Consider the following 16528-nt stretch of genomic DNA (forward strand, 5'->3'; position numbering starts at 1 on the left):
TGATCTCCTTGGCGGTGCCAGCCGCCGGTTGGGTGGGTTTCGTTCACCCGGAGATTACGCCACCTTCAAATTTCCACCACCTTCGCGACACGACCTTGGGCGCATCGTCGAACAACAGATGCGCCTCGTCGAAAAAGAACACCAGCTTCGGCTTGTCGGGATTGCCCACCTCGGGCAGTTCCTCGAACAGCTCGCTCAGCAGCCACAGCAGAAAGGTTGCATAAAGGCGCGGCGATTGCACCAGCCTGTCCGCGGCAAGGATGTTGACATGCCCCCGCCCCTCTGGCGTCACCCGCATGAGATCCGAAAGATCCAGCGCCGGTTCGCCGAAGAAATACGCGCCGCCCTGATTTTCCAGCACCAGAAGCGCCCGTTGGATCGCCCCCACCGAGGCCGCCGTGACATTGCCGTAGCGCAGCGACAACTCGGCCGCCTGCTGACCCACAAAGGTCAGGAGCGCCTGCAAATCCTTCAGATCCAGAAGCGGCAGCCCCTCTTCGTCCGAGACGCGGAACGCGATGTTGAGAACCCCCTCCTGCGCCTCCGAGAGCGCCATCAGCCGCGCCAGCAGAAGCGGCCCCATCTCGGCCACGGTGGTGCGCACCGGATGTCCCTGCTCGCCGAAGAGATCCCAGAAGATGACCGGGAAAGCGTCATAGCGAAACCCGTCGAAGCCGATTCGCGCGGCGCGCTCGGTAAAGGGCCCGTGCAGCTTGCCTCCCGGATCGCCCGCCTCGGCCATGCCCGAGATGTCACCCTTGATATCCGACAGGATCACCGGCACGCCCGCATCCGAGAATCCCTCGGCCAGAATTTGCAGCGTCACCGTCTTGCCGGTGCCGGTCGCCCCGGCAATAAGCCCGTGCCGGTTGCCGAATTTCAGCAAAAGCTCCTGCGCCGCACCATAGTCCGGCCCGCCGCCACCCACGAAAATCGCCTCTGACACGCCACCCCTCCCGGTCCAGAAATCGTCACGGTGCGACCATACAATCTTAACCCTTCTGTGCCAGAGTGAAATCACGCCCGGTCCCGAGTGTCCTCCCGGACCGGGTGACTTCCTCCCTGTCAGACTGGCCGCGCCCTCGGGTGCGGCCTTTTTTCTTCACGGCCCCACTTCACCTGTTGACGCAACCGGTCTTCTGTCCTAGCGTTCAGCCAAATACTAAGTCGGCCAGTCCGACGGGGAGAGAAACGTTGTTTGAAAGAGGTCCACGGGCCTCTTTCTTCTTGTGCGGGGGCAGCATAGCCGCGCGCGACATGTCGCCCGCGCCTGCTTCGGAGACGCGATTTCATCCTGACACTCCCCAGCCGACGTGGTAGACGCCTGCCAAACTCGTCCGAAACCCATGGGGATAAAATGTCCAAGACCGTGTTCCGCCTCACTCTCGCCGCTCTTCTCGCCGTATCGACCGCCGCAGGCGCGCAACAGGCCGAAAGCCCGGCAGGCGATGCCCAGACCGACGCCGCCCCGGCGCAGACCGAAGCGCCGGTCAACCCGGTGCCCGGGCTCGATACCGGACGCGTGGTCGATGACGAGAACGCCCCCTATATCCGGGAGACCCATGGCGACTGGTCGATGCGCTGCTTTCCCAACGAGGTTGAGGGCCAGGGCGACGACCTGTGCCAGATGTATCAGCTCCTGACCGAGGAGGCCGGCAATCCCGTGGCCGAAATCAGCATCTACCGCCTTGCCGGCGGCGGTCAGGTTGTGGCCGGGGCCACGCTCGCGGTGCCGCTCGGCACGCTGCTCACCGAAGAGGTCAAGCTTTCGGTGGATAGCGGCAAGGCCAAGAGCTATGCCTATTCGTTCTGCACCATGGCAGGATGCTTTTCGCGGATCGGTTTGGCGCAGGTCGATATCGACGCAATGAAACGCGGTTCCAAAGCCACGATCGAAATCGTGCCCGCCCAGGCCCCGGATCAGATCGTGCGCATCGACGCCTCGCTCGTGGGCTTCACTGCCGCCTTCGAGGCGACCTCGACGATCACGAACTGAGGCGCCCTGTCACCCTCGGACATGCACTGAGGGTCTCCCGACAAAAGACCCTCCGGCTTGGCCGGAGGGTCATGTTTTTGGGGACCCCGTCATCCTCGGGCCAGACCCGGGGATATCCCCTCATGAGCGCCTCAGCCGAACCGCCGCAGAGCCATGACCGCATTCAGCCCGCCAAAGGCAAACGCGTTCGACAGCGCGACATCGACATGCGCCTCGCGCGCCTCGTTCGGCACCACGTCGAGCGCGCATTCCGGGTCCGGCTCCTCATACCCGATGGTGGGCGCAATCACCCCGTCGCGCAGCGCCATGATGCAGGCCAGCAGTTCCACCGCCCCCGTCGCGCCGATGAGGTGCGCGTGCATCGACTTGGTCGAGGTGATCATCAGCTTGTCGGCATGATGCCCAAAGACATCGGCCACCGCCGCGCATTCGGTCTTGTCATTGGCCGCCGTGCCGGTGCCATGGGCGTTGATATAGCCCACGTCCTCGCGGTTCACGCGTGCATCGCGCAGCGCACCCGCGATCGCCCGCGCCGCGCCCTGTTTCGAGGGCATGACGATATCGGCCGCGTCCGAGGTCATGGCAAAGCCGACCACCTCGGCCAGGATTTCCGCGCCGCGCCGCTTCGCGTGCTCCAGCTCCTCGAAGACAAAGATCGCCGCGCCCTCGCCCTGCACCATGCCGTTGCGATTGGCCGAGAACGGGCGGCAGGCGTCGCGGCTCATCACCCGCAGCCCTTCCCATGCCTTGACCCCGCCGAAACACAGCATGGACTCGGACCCGCCCGTCACCATCACCGGGGTGATGCCGCCATGCACCATCTGGAAGGCCTGCGCCATGGCGTGATTGGACGACGCACAGGCCGTCGAGACGGTGAAGGTCGGCCCCTTGAGGTTGAACTCCATCGACAGGTGGCTGGCGGCGGCGTTGTTCATCAGCTTGGGCACCACGAAGGGATGGACCCGGTTCTTGCCCTCCTCGTAGACGGTGCGGTAATTCTCGTCGAGCGTGGTCATGCCGCCGCCGGAATTGCCAAGGATCGCCCCCGCCCGCGCTGCCAGTTCGCCGGAGAACTCAAGCCCCGCCTGCCCGATCGCCTCGCGCGCGGCAATCAGCGTGAACTGCGTGAACCGGTCATAGAGCGCCAGTTGCTGCCGGTTGAAGCGCGCCACCGGATCATAGCCCTTGACCTGCCCGCCGATGCGAATCGACAGCCGCTCCACATCCCTGAACTCCAGATCGCCGATGCCGCAGCGCCCCTCGCGCATCGACTCGAGCGTCGTGGGCACATCATGGCCAAGCGCGTTGATCGTGCCCGCCCCGGTTATGACAACGCGTTTCACGCCTGCTCCGCGATCAGCCGCTCGATGCCCGCGATGATCGAGCGCACGGAGGAAATGTCGAAATCGCTCTTCTCCGGCTCGTTGGCGTTGAACGGCACCGCGATGTCAAAGGCTTCCTCGATGGCAAAGATGCTCTCGACAAGGCCGAGGCTGTCGATGCCCAGATCCTCCAGCGTGCTGTCAAGGGTGACATCTGCGGGTTCGAGCACCGCCTGTTCGGCGATGATCGCGATCACCCGGTCCTGAATGCTGCTCATGATGCGGTCTTTCCTTTCACCGCCCCGGCGGGGGCGCATCTCGGGGTCTTGTGCGTCAGTTACGTAACGGATTTTTAAAGGCTGAGCCCCGCGCGCACAATCTTTTGCGGCGGCGCTGCCGCACCGCCGCGATTACGATGGATCACTTGCCACGGCACCGGATCTCCGGCGTTCCGGTTTTTCGCTGAAACACGGAAACGCTTTGAGGATTTGATTTGACACAATTTCGAACCGAAAAAGTCTATCAGATTTTTCCGAAATTGCTTTAGCTGTTCGGCCCGCCAAGCGTCACACCCGCGCGTTCCAGCGCCTCCCAGATGCGGGCGTCCCGACCGTAGACATCGCCGCGATACTGCATCTTGCCGCCGGGTTTCGTCACCGCCGTGCGATAGATCAGGTGGACCGGAACATGCTCCTCGAGCTGCACATAGGTCTCGCGTTTCGTCGCCAGGACCGAGTGAAAAAATGCCTTTGGGTCCGCCTCTTGGCGCGACAATATCTCGTAGGCAAAATCGAAGGGCTGTTGCAGGCGGATGCAGCCCGAACTGAAGTCACGCTTCTCGTGCTGGAACAGCTCTTTTTGCGGCGTGTCGTGCAGGTAGATGTTCCACTTGTTCGGGAACATGAACTTGACCAGCCCGAGCGCATTGCTGTCCGATGGCGGCTGCTTGATCGCAAAGGGAAAATTGCGCCCGTTATACGCATTGAAATTCACCGCGCCCCGCGGCACCTCCCGCCCCCGGCTGTCATAGATCTTGAGATAGGAGGCGGCATTGCGATTCGCCTGAAGCCGCGGCAGGTAATCCCGCGCCATGATCGAGCGCGGCACATGCCAGGTCGGGTTGATGACCAGATGCTCCATCTCGTCAGAGAATTCCGGGCTGCGCCGGTCGCTCGTGTTCTTGCCGATCACCGCGCGGGTCTCGAAGGTGATGCGGTCGTCGTCGATGATGCGGGCACTGAAATCGGCAAGGTTTACGAGGATATGCCGCGTGCCGCGCGCATCGGTGAGCCAGCGCTCGCGCTCCATCGCCACGATCACCGAGCGCAGCCGCTCCTCGGGCGTGGTGTTGAGGGCGGCCATCGTGCTCGGCCCCGCGACGCCATCGGGTTCAAGCCCGTGATCGCCCTGAAACGCCTGCACCGCCGTCTGGATCGTGCCGTCATAAGAGGCCGCCGCACTGCGCGTGAGATACCCCAGGGCCACGAGCCGGTTGCGCAGCGCAATCACCGCCGGACCGGTCGCGCCGGGCTTGAGACTTTCCGTCGCCACCGGCGCGCCCCAGCCGCCCCCGGCAACAAGCCGTTCCAGATCCAGCTTTTGCTTTTGCAGACGGCGGTATTCGTTCGATTGCGGCGCCAGCGCGCGCAGGGCCGCGCGCGGCTCTTTCGCGCGCAACTCGTCCAGCAGATCCGACGCCTCCCGGCGCGCAACCTCGCGCTTGATATCGCCATCCACGCGCGACGGAATAACGATGCCGCTTTGCAGGTCCCGCGCATAGGCAAGATAGGCACGGCTCAACGCCACCTCCACCTCGGCCAGCGCCTGCACCGAGCGGACATCGCCCAGCCGCGCCATCAGGCCCGGCACATCGTAGCGCGCCACCGGCAGGCCATGCACGCCCGCCTCACCAAGCGCGCGCAACAGCGCCGCGCGCCGCGCGCGATCCGCCTCACCCTCTCCGGTCCAGAGCGGCGCATAGCCACTTTCCCGGTAATAGTCCGCCAGCGCCCGGTCCGGGGCCGCCGCCTCTGCCACCGCCTGACGAAAGGCCGTCTCCTCGGCGCGCGCCTGCGCCACGGCCAGCGCCTCGGCCAGAGCGCCCGACACCGCGGGCGCGAGCAGACCGGGCGTTCCCTCCGCGCGTGGCGCGGTCGCGGCCAGCGTGCCCAGCACACAGAAAACCGCACCCATGCTCCAAAGTCCCGGCACCATACCCATACGTCTCTCCCAGTCGTGCTTTCGCTTTCGATCCTGCCAATATTTCACTGAAACCTCAATTCTTTCCTAACGTTTTCATGTCACGCTTTCCCAAATCCACGTGACGTGGGGCTTTTCGGCACCGGGGTCGCATTGCCGCCACAGCGGCCGACAATGCGCAGATTCCCGCCGAAACCGCTTGCCGTTCACGCAGTGTGACAAAAGGGGGCTTGGTTGATGATTCTTGTTATGCCATACAAAACCGGCATCTGGGGATGATGACACAAGCCGCGAAACAGTGGCTCATACAGGCGACGGGACAGGCGCTATCAATGACTGATTTCAGCTCGACTGGACTTTCCCGCCGTGGCGTCCTTGCGGCCTTTGCCGCGACACTCGTCACAGCGGCTCCGACCTTCGGCAATGCAGCAGGGTTCCTGCGCGGGGCGGGCGACATCCGAAGGTTGCGCATGGTGTCTCCGCGCACCGGAGAGCGGATCGACACGATCTACTGGATTGAGGGTGAATACATCCCCGAGGCGCTCAAGGAAATCAACGTGTTCATGCGCGACTGGCGCACCAATCAGGCGCATGGCATCGACCGGCGCACGGTGGATATCCTGACCGCAAGCCACAATCTGCTCGCGGCGAGCGAGCCCTACACGCTGCTCAGCGGCTATCGCAGCCCGCAGACCAACGCCATGCTGCGCTCACGGTCGGGCGGGGTGGCCAAGAATTCGCGCCACATGATCGGCGAGGCCGCCGATCTGCGCCTCGGCAGCCGCTCGGTCGATCAGATTTACCGCGCGGGCGTGGCCTGTGGCGGCGGCGGCGTCGGGCGATACTCGGGCTCGAACTTCGTTCACATGGATTGCGGCCCGGTGCGAAGCTGGGGCCGCTGAGCGGGCAGCGCGACAACAGATATACAAGCAAAGGCGGCGCATCCGTGCCGCTTTTTGCCTTTCTGAAAATGGTGCGGGTGGTCGGACTCGAACCGACACTCCTTGCGGAAAGGGTGTTTGAGACCCTCGCGTCTACCATTCCGCCACACCCGCGCCTGATGCGTCTTTAGCCAAGCACGGCGGCCCCGTCCAGAGCCAGTTGCAGCGAAACGGATCTTGACCGCGCCCGCCCCGCATGGTGTGTCCGCGCCAAGACCCAAAGGGAGACACCGATGCTGCGCGCGCTCTATGACCGGACGATCCGCATGGCCGAACATCGGCACGCGCTCTGGGTGCTCGCGGTGATCTCCTTCGCGGAAAGCTCGGTTTTTCCGATTCCGCCCGATGTGCTGATGATTCCCATGATCCTCGCGCGCCCCTCGCGCGCCTGGCTGGTTGCAACCGTGGCACTGGTCTCCTCGGTGCTGGGCGGGATGCTCGGCTATGCCATCGGCGCGTTTGCCTATGAGGGGCTCGGCCAACCGATCCTCGCCGCGCTCGGCAAGGGCGATGCCATGACCGCCTTCAGCACCCGGTTCAACGATTTCGGCTTCTGGGCGGTGCTGACGGCAGGCGTGACCCCGTTTCCCTACAAGGTCATCACCATCATGTCGGGCTGGACGGCGATGCCGCTTGGCACCTTCATCGCCACGTCGATCCTCGCGCGCGGTATCCGGTTCTTCCTCGTGGCCGCACTTTTGTGGAAATTCGGCGCGCCGGTGCGCGACTTCATCGAGCGCAAGCTTGGCCTGCTGACCATCCTTTTCATCGTGCTGCTGTTCGGCGGCTTCTACCTCACACGCTATCTCTGAGACCATGACACGCCAGAAAACCCTCCTTCTGCTCGCCGCCGCAGGCTCCGCCGCCCTTCTGCTCGGGGCGTTTGCCTTTCAGCATCTGGGCGGCATGGCGCCGTGCAAGCTCTGCATCTGGCAGCGCTGGCCGCATGGCATCGCCATTGGCCTTGGCCTGGCCGGTCTTGTCGCCCTGCCCACGCTCATGGCCGGTCTGGGCGCGCTTGCCGCCCTCGCCACCGCCGCCATTGGCGGCTACCATACCGGGGTGGAGCGCGGCTGGTGGCAAGGCCCCTCGGATTGCTCGGGCGGCCCGGTCGGAGGCCTGAGCACCGAGGATCTCTTCGCGCAGATCATGGCCGCGCCATTGGTGCGCTGCGACGAGGTGCCGTGGGAAATGTGGGGCCTGTCGATGGCAAGCTGGAACATGGTGGTTTCGCTCGGCCTGATGCTCGTCTGGCTGATGGCGCTGCGCGCGCGGCAGGGGCGGCGGGGGGCCTGAAGGGGACATTGGTGGAGCCGCGCGAGGGCCCGACCGCGGGTGGGCGCTGCTCGGGCTTTGGTGGTCGCTTTATGGTGCCAAATACTGGAACGATTGAAGGGAGTTTGACGTTGCAGAAGCGCCCGCCCGCCACGCCGGAGGCGTGCCGATTATAATCGGCGCACCTTCGGTGCGACGGGGCGGTCGGGCGCACGCGCGGCGGCGTGCAAGCACGCCTTGATTCCGCGCGGGGGACAGGAGGCGACCGTCACCTTCAAGCCATGACAGGCCACTCCCCTACCCCCCCGATTTCCAGGTATTGAGCAACAGGCTCGTCTCCGAACCCGAAATCCCGTCGAAGCGGCGGATCTGCGCCAGCACCCGGTCGAGCGCCTCCAGCGTCTCGGTGCCGATCTCGACGATGAGATCCCAGCGGCCGTTGGTCGCGTGGATCGCGCGCACCGCACTCAACCCGTTCAATTGCCGGATGATCCGGTCCGTGCCGCGCCCCTCGATGCCCAGCATCATCAGCCCGCGCACCGGATCGCGCAGCGTATCGTCGCGCAAGACCACCGAAAAGCCGACGATCTCGCCTTTCGCCTGAAGCCGCTCGATCCGCGCCCGCACGGTGGTGCGCGACACGCCAAGACCAAGCGCCAGATCCGAGAGCGAAGCGCGCGCATCGTGGCGCAGCGCCGAGAGCAGGCGGCGGTCGGTGTCATCCATATCGAAGCCTCTTGCGTTCGTTTTGACTGAATTGCGCCCGTTATGTTCAAAACAATCCCTTTCAATCAACCGAATTCGACGTCACCTTCAGCGCAACCCGTCACAGGAGGCCAGACATGTCCGTCAAGGATATCATTCTCATCGGCGCGCCCGTCGATAGCGGCAAGGACCGGCGCGGCTGTCTCATGGGGCCGGATGCCTATCGCACCGCGGGGATTGCCGAGGCGCTGCGCGACCTCGGCCACCGTGTCAGCGACCGGGGCAATCTTGCCCCCGCGCCTGCCGCGCCCGCGCCCGACATGCCGCCCCATGTCCACCAACCCGCCAAGACGGCAGGCTGGACCGCCGCGCTGATCGAGGCGGGGCAAGCGGCCATGGCCGAAGGCTTGCCCATCTTTCTGGGCGGTGATCACAGCCTGTCGCTCGGCTCGGTTGCGGGGGTGGCGGCCCATGCGGCCCGCGCGGATCGCCCGCAATTCGTGCTCTGGCTCGACGCGCACAGCGATTACCACACCCCGCAAAGCACCGCCTCGGGCAACCTGCACGGCACGCCCATCGGCTATGTCACCGGGCGTGCGGGCTTTCACGGCTTTCCGCCCGTGGCCCACCCGATCCCCGAGGAGAACATCTGCCTGCTGGGTCTGCGGTCGGTGGATGCGGCCGAGCGCGCGGCGCTGGAGCCGACGAAAATCCGCCGCCACGACATGCGCGAGATCGACGAGCGCGGCATTTCCAGCCCGCTGGCGGAGTTCCTCGATCATGTCGCCGCCCGGAACGGCGCGCTGCATGTCTCGCTCGATGTGGATTTCCTTGATCCCTCCTTCGCCCCCGCCGTCGGCACCACCGTTCCGGGCGGGGCCACCATCCGCGAGGCGCATCTGGTGATGGAGATGATCTGCGACAGCGGCCTCATGACTTCGCTCGATCTGGTCGAGCTCAATCCCTTTCTTGACGAGCGCGGACGCACCGCGCAGGTGATGGTCGATCTTGCCGCCTCGGCCCTTGGCCGCCGCGTCTTCGACCGCGCCACCCACGCCCATATCTGAGGACCTGACCATGACGCTTGCCCCTTCCGACAAGGCCCTCGTGCCCTTCGTCTCGGTCGATCACATGATGAAGCTTGTCCACCATATCGGCATCGAGCCGATGCTGCGTGGACTGGCCGAGTATATCGAGGCCGATTTCCGCCGCTGGGAGTTGTTCGACAAGACGCCGCGAATCGCGTCGCATTCTTCCGAAGGGGTGATCGAGCTCATGCCCACCTCGGATGGCGAGGTTTACGGCTTCAAATACGTGAACGGCCACCCCAAGAACACGAAGGACGGGCTTCAGACCGTTACCGCCTTCGGGCTTCTGGCGGATGTGGGCAACGGTTATCCGGTGCTTCTGTCGGAAATGACCGTGCTGACCGCGCTCCGGACGGCGGCCACCTCGGCCATGGTCGCGCGCCACCTTGCCCCCAAGGGAGCCGATACCATGGCGATGATCGGCGCGGGCGCGCAATCGGAATTCCAGTGCCTTGCCATGAAGGCGATCCTGGGCCTCAAATCCGTGCGGCTCTATGACATCGACGCGGCAGCAACCGAAAAGGCCGCGCGCAACCTCACCGGCATGGGGCTCGAGGTGGTCGCCTGCCACTCCGCCGAAGCCGCGATGGAGGGCGCGCAGATCATCACCACCTGCACCGCCGACAAGCAATATGCCACGATCCTGACCGACAACATGGTGGGCGCGGGTGTGCATATCAACGCGATCGGCGGCGATTGCCCCGGCAAGACGGAACTGGCCCCGGCGATCCTGCACCGATCCTCGATCTTTGTCGAATATCCCGAACAGACGCGCATCGAGGGCGAGATCCAGCAGCTTGACCCCGATCACCCGGTCACCGAATTCTGGCAGGTGCTGGCGGGCACCGCGCCGGGACGCCGCAACGCCGCCGAGATCACGCTTTTCGACAGCGTGGGCTTTGCCATAGAGGATTTCAGCGCCCTGCGTTACGTGCGCGACCGGATCGCCGGCACGGGTCTTTTCACCCCGCTCGACCTGCTCGCCGATCCGGACGATCCGCGCGACCTCTTCGGGATGGTGATGCGGGCAGGACCCGGTGCAGGCTGACGCGGCCCTTGCCAAGCCTGCCCTGACGCGGCAGGCTTGCGCCATGCTTGACGCGCGCGCCTCTCACCTTCTGTTGATCGACTATCAGGCCCGCCTCATGCCCGCGATCCATGGAGGCGCGGGGGTTGTAGCCAATGGCGCGCGGCTGTTGCACGCCGCGCGTCTCCTTGACGTGCCGCGCAGCTTTACCGAGCAGAACCCCGACAGTCTCGGGCGCACGGTGCCGGACCTTGCGCCAGAGTCGGGCGAGGCGGTGCTGGCGAAAATGAGCTTTGACGCCTGTGCCGACACCGCCCTCATGACGGAAATTCCCGCCGCCCGCCGGCTTGTCGTCTGCGGCTGCGAGGCGCATGTCTGCGTGTTGCAAACGGTTCTGGGGCTGCTGGGTGCCGGGCGTGGCGTGGCACTTGTGGCCGATGCCACAGCCTCGCGCGTGATCGGCAACCGTGACGCCGCACTGGCGCGCATGGCGCGTCACGGGGCCGAGATCGTCACCACCGAGATGGTTCTGTTCGAGTGGCTGAGAAGCGCCAGACATCCCCGCTTCCGCGAGGTGCTGGCGCTTGTCAGATAGATCAGGCGGCTTGGCGCGTGCGGCGGCGGCTGCGTGCCGCTGCCCCCGGCTTGGCCTGCCCCGGCTTGGCAGAGCCGTGATTGCCCCCGCCATAACCGCCCGCGCCGCCATAACCGCCGGCACCCGTCTTGGCCCCGCCCGGCTTGCCGCCGCCACCGCTCCGGCGCGGTCCGCTCCGGCCTGCGGGTTTGGCTTTCTGGCCCGGCATCACCTCCCACGGCGTGCCCGAGGCAACCGGGATGGTCATGCCCAGAACTTTCTGGATGTCCTTCAACTCGCCCATCTCGTCGGGCGCGCAAAAGGCAATCGCCGCGCCATCGCGCCCCGCGCGCGCCGTGCGCCCGATGCGGTGCACGTAATTGTCCGGCACGTTCGGCAATTCGAAATTATAGACGTGTTTCACATCCGGAATGTCGAGGCCGCGCGCGGCCACATCCGTCGCCACCAGCACCTTGGAGTGACCGTCGCGGAACGAACGCAGCGCGCGATCGCGCTGACCCTGGCTCTTGTTGCCGTGGATCGTGGCCACCGCGTAGCCCGCCTGCTCCAGCCGCTGTGCCAGCTTGTCGGCACCATGCTTGGTGCGGCCAAAGACCAGCGCCAATTCATCGCGGTGCTTGTCGAGCATCTCGATCAGCAGATCGGCCTTGGCGGCCTTGGCGATGAAATGCACCTCCTGCGTGATCTTGTCGGCGGGCTTGCCCGGCGGGCTGACCTGCACGCGGCGGGGATTTTTCAGATAGCTTGACGCGATCTCTTCCATCTGCTTGGGCATGGTGGCCGAAAAGAGCATGGTCTGACGCTCGGCAGGCAGAAGGCCCGCGATGCGGCGCAGCGCATGGATGAACCCCAGATCGAGCATCTGATCGGCTTCGTCGAGCACCAGGAAGCTTGCAGTGTCGAGGCGCAGCGCGCGCCGGTCGATGAGGTCGAGAAGCCGCCCCGGTGTGGCGACAAGAATATCGCAGCCCCGGTCCATCCGGTTGATCTGTGCGCTGATCGAGGTGCCGCCAACCACAAGGTTGATGCGGATCGCGCTGTCCTTGACCAGCGGCATGAGCGCGTCGCGGATCTGCCCTGCCAGTTCGCGCGTCGGCGCAAGGATAAGGCTGCGCACGGATTTGGGCTCCGGACGCCCGGGGTTGGCCATCAGCCCCGCCACCAGCGGCAGGCCGAAGGCCAGCGTCTTGCCGGTGCCGGTCTGCGCCAGCCCCATCACGTCATCGCCGTCAAGCGCGTGCGGAATCGCGCGGGTCTGGATCGGCGTCGGCTCGGTGATGCCAAGTGCGGCAAGCTTGCGGGTCAGCGTCTCGGGCAGGCCCATCGTGTCGAAAAGAGTCAAATCAAGTCCTTTCAGGCGCCAGGCCCCTGCCCGCGCACCCGTGATCGTGGTTGCACCATGGGCAAGGCGGGGCCACATGCCCACACCCTCCGGCCGGTGTCTGGCCCCACGCGTGATTTCGGGAACAGGTCCGCGACATTTCATCTGAACGGCACATGAGGGCCGGGCTGCTCACGCGGCAGGAAATATCGGTTGAGCGCCATATGGCGGCGGCGCGCGCAGAAGTCAAGCACGACACGGCGCGCGTGCGCAGAATGTCAGGGCAGCAGGACCGGGCGACGGTCCCCGGCGGCAAAGCGGCGCAGCACCATCGGATAAAGGATATGCTCCTGCGCCAGCACCCGCGCGGCCAGCGTCTCGGGCGTGTCACCCGCCAGCACCGGCACCCGCGCCTGCCCCAGAATCGGCCCGTCATCGAGCGCGAGCGTGACCTCGTGCACGGTGCAGCCCGCCTCTTGCTCGCCCGCCGCAAGCGCGCGGGCATGGGTGTTGAGCCCGCGATATTTCGGCAAGAGCGAGGGGTGAATATTGATCATCCGCCCCGCCCATTGGCCCACGAAACCCGCCGTGAGCACCCGCATGAACCCGGCAAGGCAGATGAGGTCGATCTCGTGCGGGACAAGCCGCCCGGCAATCTCGGCCTCGAACGCCGCGCGGTCCTTGCCGAAGGGGCGGTGATCCACCACCTCCGTGGGCAGGCCCTGCGCGCGCGCCCAGGCGATGCCGCCCGCGCCCGCGTCATTGGAGAAGACAAGCGCGGGCCGCGCCGGGTGATCGCCCACCATCGAGGCCACCAGCGCGCGCATGTTCGACCCGCCCCCGGAGAGGAAAATCGCCACGCGCCGTGTCACAGCAGGCGGCCCTCGTAAGCCACGCCCTGGCCCGCGACGACCCGACCAAGACGCGCCACGCGCTCCCCCGCCGCTGTCAGGCCGGTCTCGATCTCCGAGGCGCGCGCGGGATCCACCACCACCACCATGCCGATGCCGGCATTGAAGGTCTTGAGCAGTTCCGCCTGCGCCATGCCGCCGGTCGCGGCCAGCCAGCGGAACACACCGGGCAATTGCCATGCGCCAAGGTCGATCTCGACCCCCAGCCCCTCGGGCAGGACGCGCGGCACGTTTTCCGTCAGACCGCCGCCGGTGATATGGGCAAGGCCCTTCACGCCGCCAGCCTTCAGCGCCGCCAGCACGGGGCGCACATAAAGCCGCGTGGGGGCCAGCAGCGCCGCGCCGAGCGTGCCCTCACCCCAGGGGCAGGGATCGTCCCAGCCGAGGCCCGAGATCTCGACGATCCGGCGCACAAGGCTGTAGCCGTTGGAATGCACCCCGTCCGAGGCGAGCCCCAGCAGGATATCGCCCTCGGCTACATCCCTGGGCAGCTCCGCGCCCCGCTCCATCGCGCCCACGGCAAAGCCCGCAAGGTCGAAATCGCCCGCCGGATACATCCCCGGCATTTCCGCCGTCTCGCCACCGATCAGCGCGCAGCCCGAGGCGGCACAGCCCCGAGCGATGCCCTCGACAATACGCGCGGCCTGTTCGACCTCGAGCTTGCCGGTGGCGAAATAGTCGAGGAAGAACAGCGGCTCCGCGCCCTGACAGATCAGGTCGTTGACGCACATCGCCACCAGATCGACACCCACGCCGCCCACGATCCCGGTGTCGATGGCGATGCGCAGCTTGGTGCCGACCCCGTCGGTCGCCGCGACCAGAACCGGATCGCTGAACCCCGCCGCCCTGAGATCAAAAAGCCCGCCGAACCCGCCCAGCCCCGACATCACGCCGGGGCGGCGCGTGGCGGCGGCGGCGGGCTTGATCCGCTCGACAAGGGCATTTCCGGCGTCGATATCGACGCCCGCCTCCGCATAGGTGATGCCGTTCCTGCTCTCGCTCATGGCGTCGTCCTCTCGCATGTCGCGGCACGGGTTAGACGATTGCCCCGCCCCGCGCAATCGCAAAGCAGGGGTCGGCCGCGCCCCCGGCGGCCGGATCCGGCGCGGGGCCGAAGCCGGATGAAAACCGTTGACCGGCCTGCGCCCCCGGCTAAGGTCGCCGTGCGGAGGGTGGCGTGATGGTCGAAAAGGTTTTGCACGCGGGCAATGTCTCGGCCTGTGTCGGGGCGGTCGCCACGGCGGCAGAGACCAGCGTCTTTGGCGGGGCGACGCTGATGATCGGGGCCGCCCTCTCCGGTCTTGCACTCTTCAGGGGCCTCAAGCCCGCAGAGCAGTCGGTTGCGCAAGACATGGCGCGCGGGCTGGATCAGTATCTGGCACGCGCGCATCTGACCCCGGATCGCAAGCGGATCATGGTGCAGATGCTCAAGGCCTATCCGCCCACCCACACCGATCTTGCCCGCGGCAATATGCTGGCAGAGACCATCGCAGACCATATGCGCGGTCACATCACGACCCGCGCCACCGACCCGGCCCATTGCGGCCAGACCGCGCTCGATGATTACGCCGCCATGCTGCCCGCCCTTCTGGCCCCGGTGTTGACGCCGTCAGATGCGACCCAAGCCATGCTGACGGAACTTCTGGCGCGCACCGACAAGAGCGGCCAATCCGACCGTCTGCGCGATGAGGGGATCACCGAAAACGCCATCATCCGCCTTGCCCAACGCATCGCGCGCGAGACGGACGATCTGGGCCAGGCCTGGCTCGACTTGCAGAACGCCATGGATATCGCCGTGCGGGTGCAGCAGGAGGGGCGGATCCCCTCCAACCACGGCGATTTCGTGGATGAGGTGCTGGCGCGTGCGGCGCGCCTGTCGGCAACGGGCGACTATACCGCCGCCAGCACCGCCATAGCCGAGGCTTTGGCCGAGGAAGAGGCGCAGCATCAGGCCCGCACCGCCCGCCTGCTGCACAGCGGGATAGAGATTGCCATGCTCGAGGGCAACAGCGCCCGCGCCGCCAAACTCCTGATCCAAAAGGCCGATCTGGAGGCGGGCGGGCGCGCCGGGTTCGAGGATTTGCGCACGCTGCAAGATTGCCATTATGTCGAAGGCCGCGACACGGGCACCGCCCTGCCCCTGCGCATCGCCATCGACCTTGCCCATGCGCTCCACACCCGCGCCACCACCGCCGACGAACGCGGCATGGCGCTCAATGATCTGGGGGGGTCGCTGCTTACTCTTGGTGAACGCGAGAGCGGCACCGAACGGCTGGATGAGGCGATCATCGCCTATCGCAACGCGCTCGAGGAATGGACCCGCGAGGCCATGCCGCTGGCTTGGGCCATGGCGCAGACGAACCTCGGCACTGCGCTGCAAACCCTCGGGGACCGCGAGAGCGGCACCGAACGGCTGGAAGCGGCGATCATCGCCTATCGCGCTGCGCTCGAGGAATTTCCCCGCGACCGCGTGCCGCTGGAATGGGCCGGGACGCAGATGAACCTCGGCACTGCGCTGCAAACCCTCGGGGAACGCGAGAGTGGCACCGCAAGGCTGGACGAGGCCGTCAGCGCCTATCGCAACGCTCTCACGGAATTCCCTCGCGACCGTGTGCCGCTCGAGTGGGCCATGGCGCAGATCAACCTCGGCACTGCGCTGCGAACCCTCGGGGAACGCGAGAACGGCACCGCGCGACTGGAAGAGGCCGTCATCGCCTATCGCCACGCCCTGGAGGAATACACCCGCGACCGCGTTCCGCTGCAATGGGCCGGGACGCAGATGAACCTCGGCACTGCGCTAGCAACCCTCGGGGAACACGAGAGCGGCACCGCAAGGCTGGAAGAGGCCGTCATCGCCTATCGCAACGCCCTGGAGGAAAACACCCGCGACCGCGTGCCGCTCGATTGGGCTATGAGCCACGCCAACCTTGCCGATTTGGAGCGCGCTTTTTTCGACAAGACCGGCGACGCCGCGCATCTGGATCGGGCAGAAGACCACGCGCGCGCGGCACTGGAGGAGTTCCACGCCGCCGGGGCCAGCCATTATGCCGCTTATGCAGACACCATCCTCGCCCAAATCGCCGCGCGGCGGGGTGGCTGAGCGGTCATCGCGGTGCCGACACGGATACCAACGCACCACCGACCGCCG

The 16528-nt window shown here is 66.0% G+C and carries 15 protein-coding genes, 1 tRNA gene and 1 pseudogene; 8 read left to right on the forward strand and 9 right to left on the reverse strand.

Going from position 1 to position 16528, the window contains the following annotated elements:
- Positions 1-88: 88 nt before the first annotated feature.
- Positions 89-946, reverse strand: a pseudogene (locus ACSSV8_RS13795) (helicase HerA-like domain-containing protein); the annotation flags it as partial.
- A 411-nt stretch (positions 947-1357) separates the two neighbouring features.
- Between ACSSV8_RS13795 and ACSSV8_RS13800 the strand changes: the two are divergent.
- Positions 1358-1996 (forward strand): invasion associated locus B family protein, encoded by a 639-nt coding sequence (locus ACSSV8_RS13800; RefSeq protein ID WP_354539527.1) that lies wholly within the window; start codon positions 1358-1360, stop codon positions 1994-1996.
- 131 nt (positions 1997-2127) lie between these two features.
- Here ACSSV8_RS13800 and ACSSV8_RS13805 read toward each other — a convergent pair whose 3' ends face one another.
- The 3 genes from ACSSV8_RS13805 to ACSSV8_RS13815 all read right to left on the reverse strand — a co-directional run bounded on the left by ACSSV8_RS13805 (position 2128) and on the right by ACSSV8_RS13815 (position 5511).
- Complete coding sequence (locus ACSSV8_RS13805) at positions 2128-3339, reverse strand: beta-ketoacyl-[acyl-carrier-protein] synthase family protein (protein ID WP_454282820.1); 1212 nt, start codon at positions 3337-3339, stop codon at positions 2128-2130.
- Positions 3336-3596 carry an acyl carrier protein gene (locus ACSSV8_RS13810; protein WP_454282821.1) on the reverse strand — a complete coding sequence of 87 codons (261 nt, stop codon included), beginning with the start codon at positions 3594-3596 and terminating at the stop codon, positions 3336-3338. The genes ACSSV8_RS13805 and ACSSV8_RS13810 overlap by 4 nt, the downstream gene beginning before the upstream one ends.
- A gap of 265 nt (positions 3597-3861) precedes the next feature.
- Positions 3862-5511 (reverse strand): L,D-transpeptidase family protein, encoded by a 1650-nt coding sequence (locus tag ACSSV8_RS13815; RefSeq protein ID WP_454282822.1) that lies wholly within the window; start codon positions 5509-5511, stop codon positions 3862-3864.
- Between the two features lie 338 nt (positions 5512-5849).
- Here ACSSV8_RS13815 and ACSSV8_RS13820 point away from each other — a divergent pair, with 338 nt between their 5' ends.
- Positions 5850-6419, forward strand: coding sequence for a YcbK family protein (locus ACSSV8_RS13820; RefSeq protein WP_354539523.1), 570 nt, complete (start codon positions 5850-5852; stop codon positions 6417-6419).
- A gap of 69 nt (positions 6420-6488) precedes the next feature.
- Here ACSSV8_RS13820 and ACSSV8_RS13825 read toward each other — a convergent pair.
- Positions 6489-6572: transfer RNA gene (locus ACSSV8_RS13825), tRNA-Leu, on the reverse strand.
- 119 nt (positions 6573-6691) lie between these two features.
- Between ACSSV8_RS13825 and ACSSV8_RS13830 the strand changes: the two genes are divergently transcribed.
- Positions 6692-7270 (forward strand): YqaA family protein, encoded by a 579-nt coding sequence (locus tag ACSSV8_RS13830; protein WP_354539522.1) that lies wholly within the window; start codon positions 6692-6694, stop codon positions 7268-7270.
- A gap of 4 nt (positions 7271-7274) precedes the next feature.
- A complete protein-coding gene (locus ACSSV8_RS13835) occupies positions 7275-7754 on the forward strand; it encodes a disulfide bond formation protein B (RefSeq protein WP_354539521.1) in 480 nt (159 codons plus the stop codon).
- Positions 7755-8030: 276 nt separating this feature from the next.
- Here ACSSV8_RS13835 and ACSSV8_RS13840 read toward each other — a convergent pair whose 3' ends face one another.
- Positions 8031-8459: an Lrp/AsnC family transcriptional regulator gene (locus ACSSV8_RS13840; protein ID WP_354539520.1), complete on the reverse strand. Its 429-nt coding sequence runs from the start codon at positions 8457-8459 to the stop codon at positions 8031-8033.
- A gap of 116 nt (positions 8460-8575) precedes the next feature.
- On the opposite strand from ACSSV8_RS13840, the gene rocF reads away from it, so the two are divergent.
- Genes rocF through ACSSV8_RS13855 form a run of 3 tightly spaced genes read left to right on the forward strand, consistent with a single transcriptional unit; the run spans position 8576 to position 11148 of the window.
- The gene (rocF, locus tag ACSSV8_RS13845; RefSeq protein ID WP_454282823.1) at positions 8576-9505 is read left to right on the forward strand and encodes an arginase; all 930 of its coding nucleotides are present in this window, start codon (positions 8576-8578) and stop codon (positions 9503-9505) included.
- A gap of 10 nt (positions 9506-9515) precedes the next feature.
- The gene (locus ACSSV8_RS13850) at positions 9516-10574 is read left to right on the forward strand and encodes an ornithine cyclodeaminase (protein ID WP_454282824.1); all 1059 of its coding nucleotides are present in this window, start codon (positions 9516-9518) and stop codon (positions 10572-10574) included.
- On the forward strand, positions 10564-11148 hold the full coding sequence (locus ACSSV8_RS13855; RefSeq protein ID WP_454282825.1) for an isochorismatase family protein: 585 nt from the start codon (positions 10564-10566) through the stop codon (positions 11146-11148). The genes ACSSV8_RS13850 and ACSSV8_RS13855 overlap by 11 nt, the downstream gene beginning before the upstream one ends.
- Position 11149: 1 nt before the next feature.
- On the opposite strand, the gene ACSSV8_RS13860 is transcribed toward ACSSV8_RS13855, so the two are convergent.
- The 3 genes from ACSSV8_RS13860 to purM form a co-directional block, all read right to left on the reverse strand.
- A complete protein-coding gene (locus ACSSV8_RS13860) occupies positions 11150-12490 on the reverse strand; it encodes a DEAD/DEAH box helicase (protein WP_454282826.1) in 1341 nt (446 codons plus the stop codon).
- Positions 12491-12747: 257 nt separating this feature from the next.
- Positions 12748-13341 carry a phosphoribosylglycinamide formyltransferase gene (gene purN / locus ACSSV8_RS13865; protein WP_454282827.1) on the reverse strand — a complete coding sequence of 198 codons (594 nt, stop codon included), beginning with the start codon at positions 13339-13341 and terminating at the stop codon, positions 12748-12750.
- A complete protein-coding gene (gene purM, locus ACSSV8_RS13870) occupies positions 13338-14384 on the reverse strand; it encodes a phosphoribosylformylglycinamidine cyclo-ligase (protein ID WP_454282828.1) in 1047 nt (348 codons plus the stop codon). Before purM ends, purN begins: the two co-directional genes overlap by 4 nt.
- Before the next feature lie 173 nt (positions 14385-14557).
- On the opposite strand from purM, the gene ACSSV8_RS13875 reads away from it, so the two are divergent.
- Positions 14558-16480: a hypothetical protein gene (locus ACSSV8_RS13875; RefSeq protein ID WP_454282829.1), complete on the forward strand. Its 1923-nt coding sequence runs from the start codon at positions 14558-14560 to the stop codon at positions 16478-16480.
- Positions 16481-16528: the final 48 nt, after the last annotated feature.

The sequence above is a fragment of the Roseovarius sp. MBR-79 genome, from assembly GCF_053628555.1.

Excerpts from the sequence above, each read along its gene's own strand:
- ACSSV8_RS13800 (WP_354539527.1), top strand. The coding sequence starts at position 1,358 with ATGTCCAAGACCGTGTTCCGCCTCACTCTCGCCGCTCTTCTCGCCGTA.
- ACSSV8_RS13850 (WP_454282824.1), top strand. The coding sequence starts at position 9,516 with ATGACGCTTGCCCCTTCCGACAAGGCCCTCGTGCCCTTCGTCTCGGTC.
- rocF (WP_454282823.1), top strand. The coding sequence starts at position 8,576 with ATGTCCGTCAAGGATATCATTCTCATCGGCGCGCCCGTCGATAGCGGC.
- ACSSV8_RS13820 (WP_354539523.1), top strand. The coding sequence starts at position 5,850 with ATGACTGATTTCAGCTCGACTGGACTTTCCCGCCGTGGCGTCCTTGCG.
- ACSSV8_RS13815 (WP_454282822.1), bottom strand. The coding sequence starts at position 5,511 with ATGGGTGCGGTTTTCTGTGTGCTGGGCACGCTGGCCGCGACCGCGCCA.
- ACSSV8_RS13835 (WP_354539521.1), top strand. The coding sequence starts at position 7,275 with ATGACACGCCAGAAAACCCTCCTTCTGCTCGCCGCCGCAGGCTCCGCC.
- ACSSV8_RS13830 (WP_354539522.1), top strand. The coding sequence starts at position 6,692 with ATGCTGCGCGCGCTCTATGACCGGACGATCCGCATGGCCGAACATCGG.
- purM (WP_454282828.1), bottom strand. The coding sequence starts at position 14,384 with ATGAGCGAGAGCAGGAACGGCATCACCTATGCGGAGGCGGGCGTCGAT.
- ACSSV8_RS13840 (WP_354539520.1), bottom strand. The coding sequence starts at position 8,459 with ATGGATGACACCGACCGCCGCCTGCTCTCGGCGCTGCGCCACGATGCG.
- ACSSV8_RS13810 (WP_454282821.1), bottom strand. The coding sequence starts at position 3,596 with ATGAGCAGCATTCAGGACCGGGTGATCGCGATCATCGCCGAACAGGCG.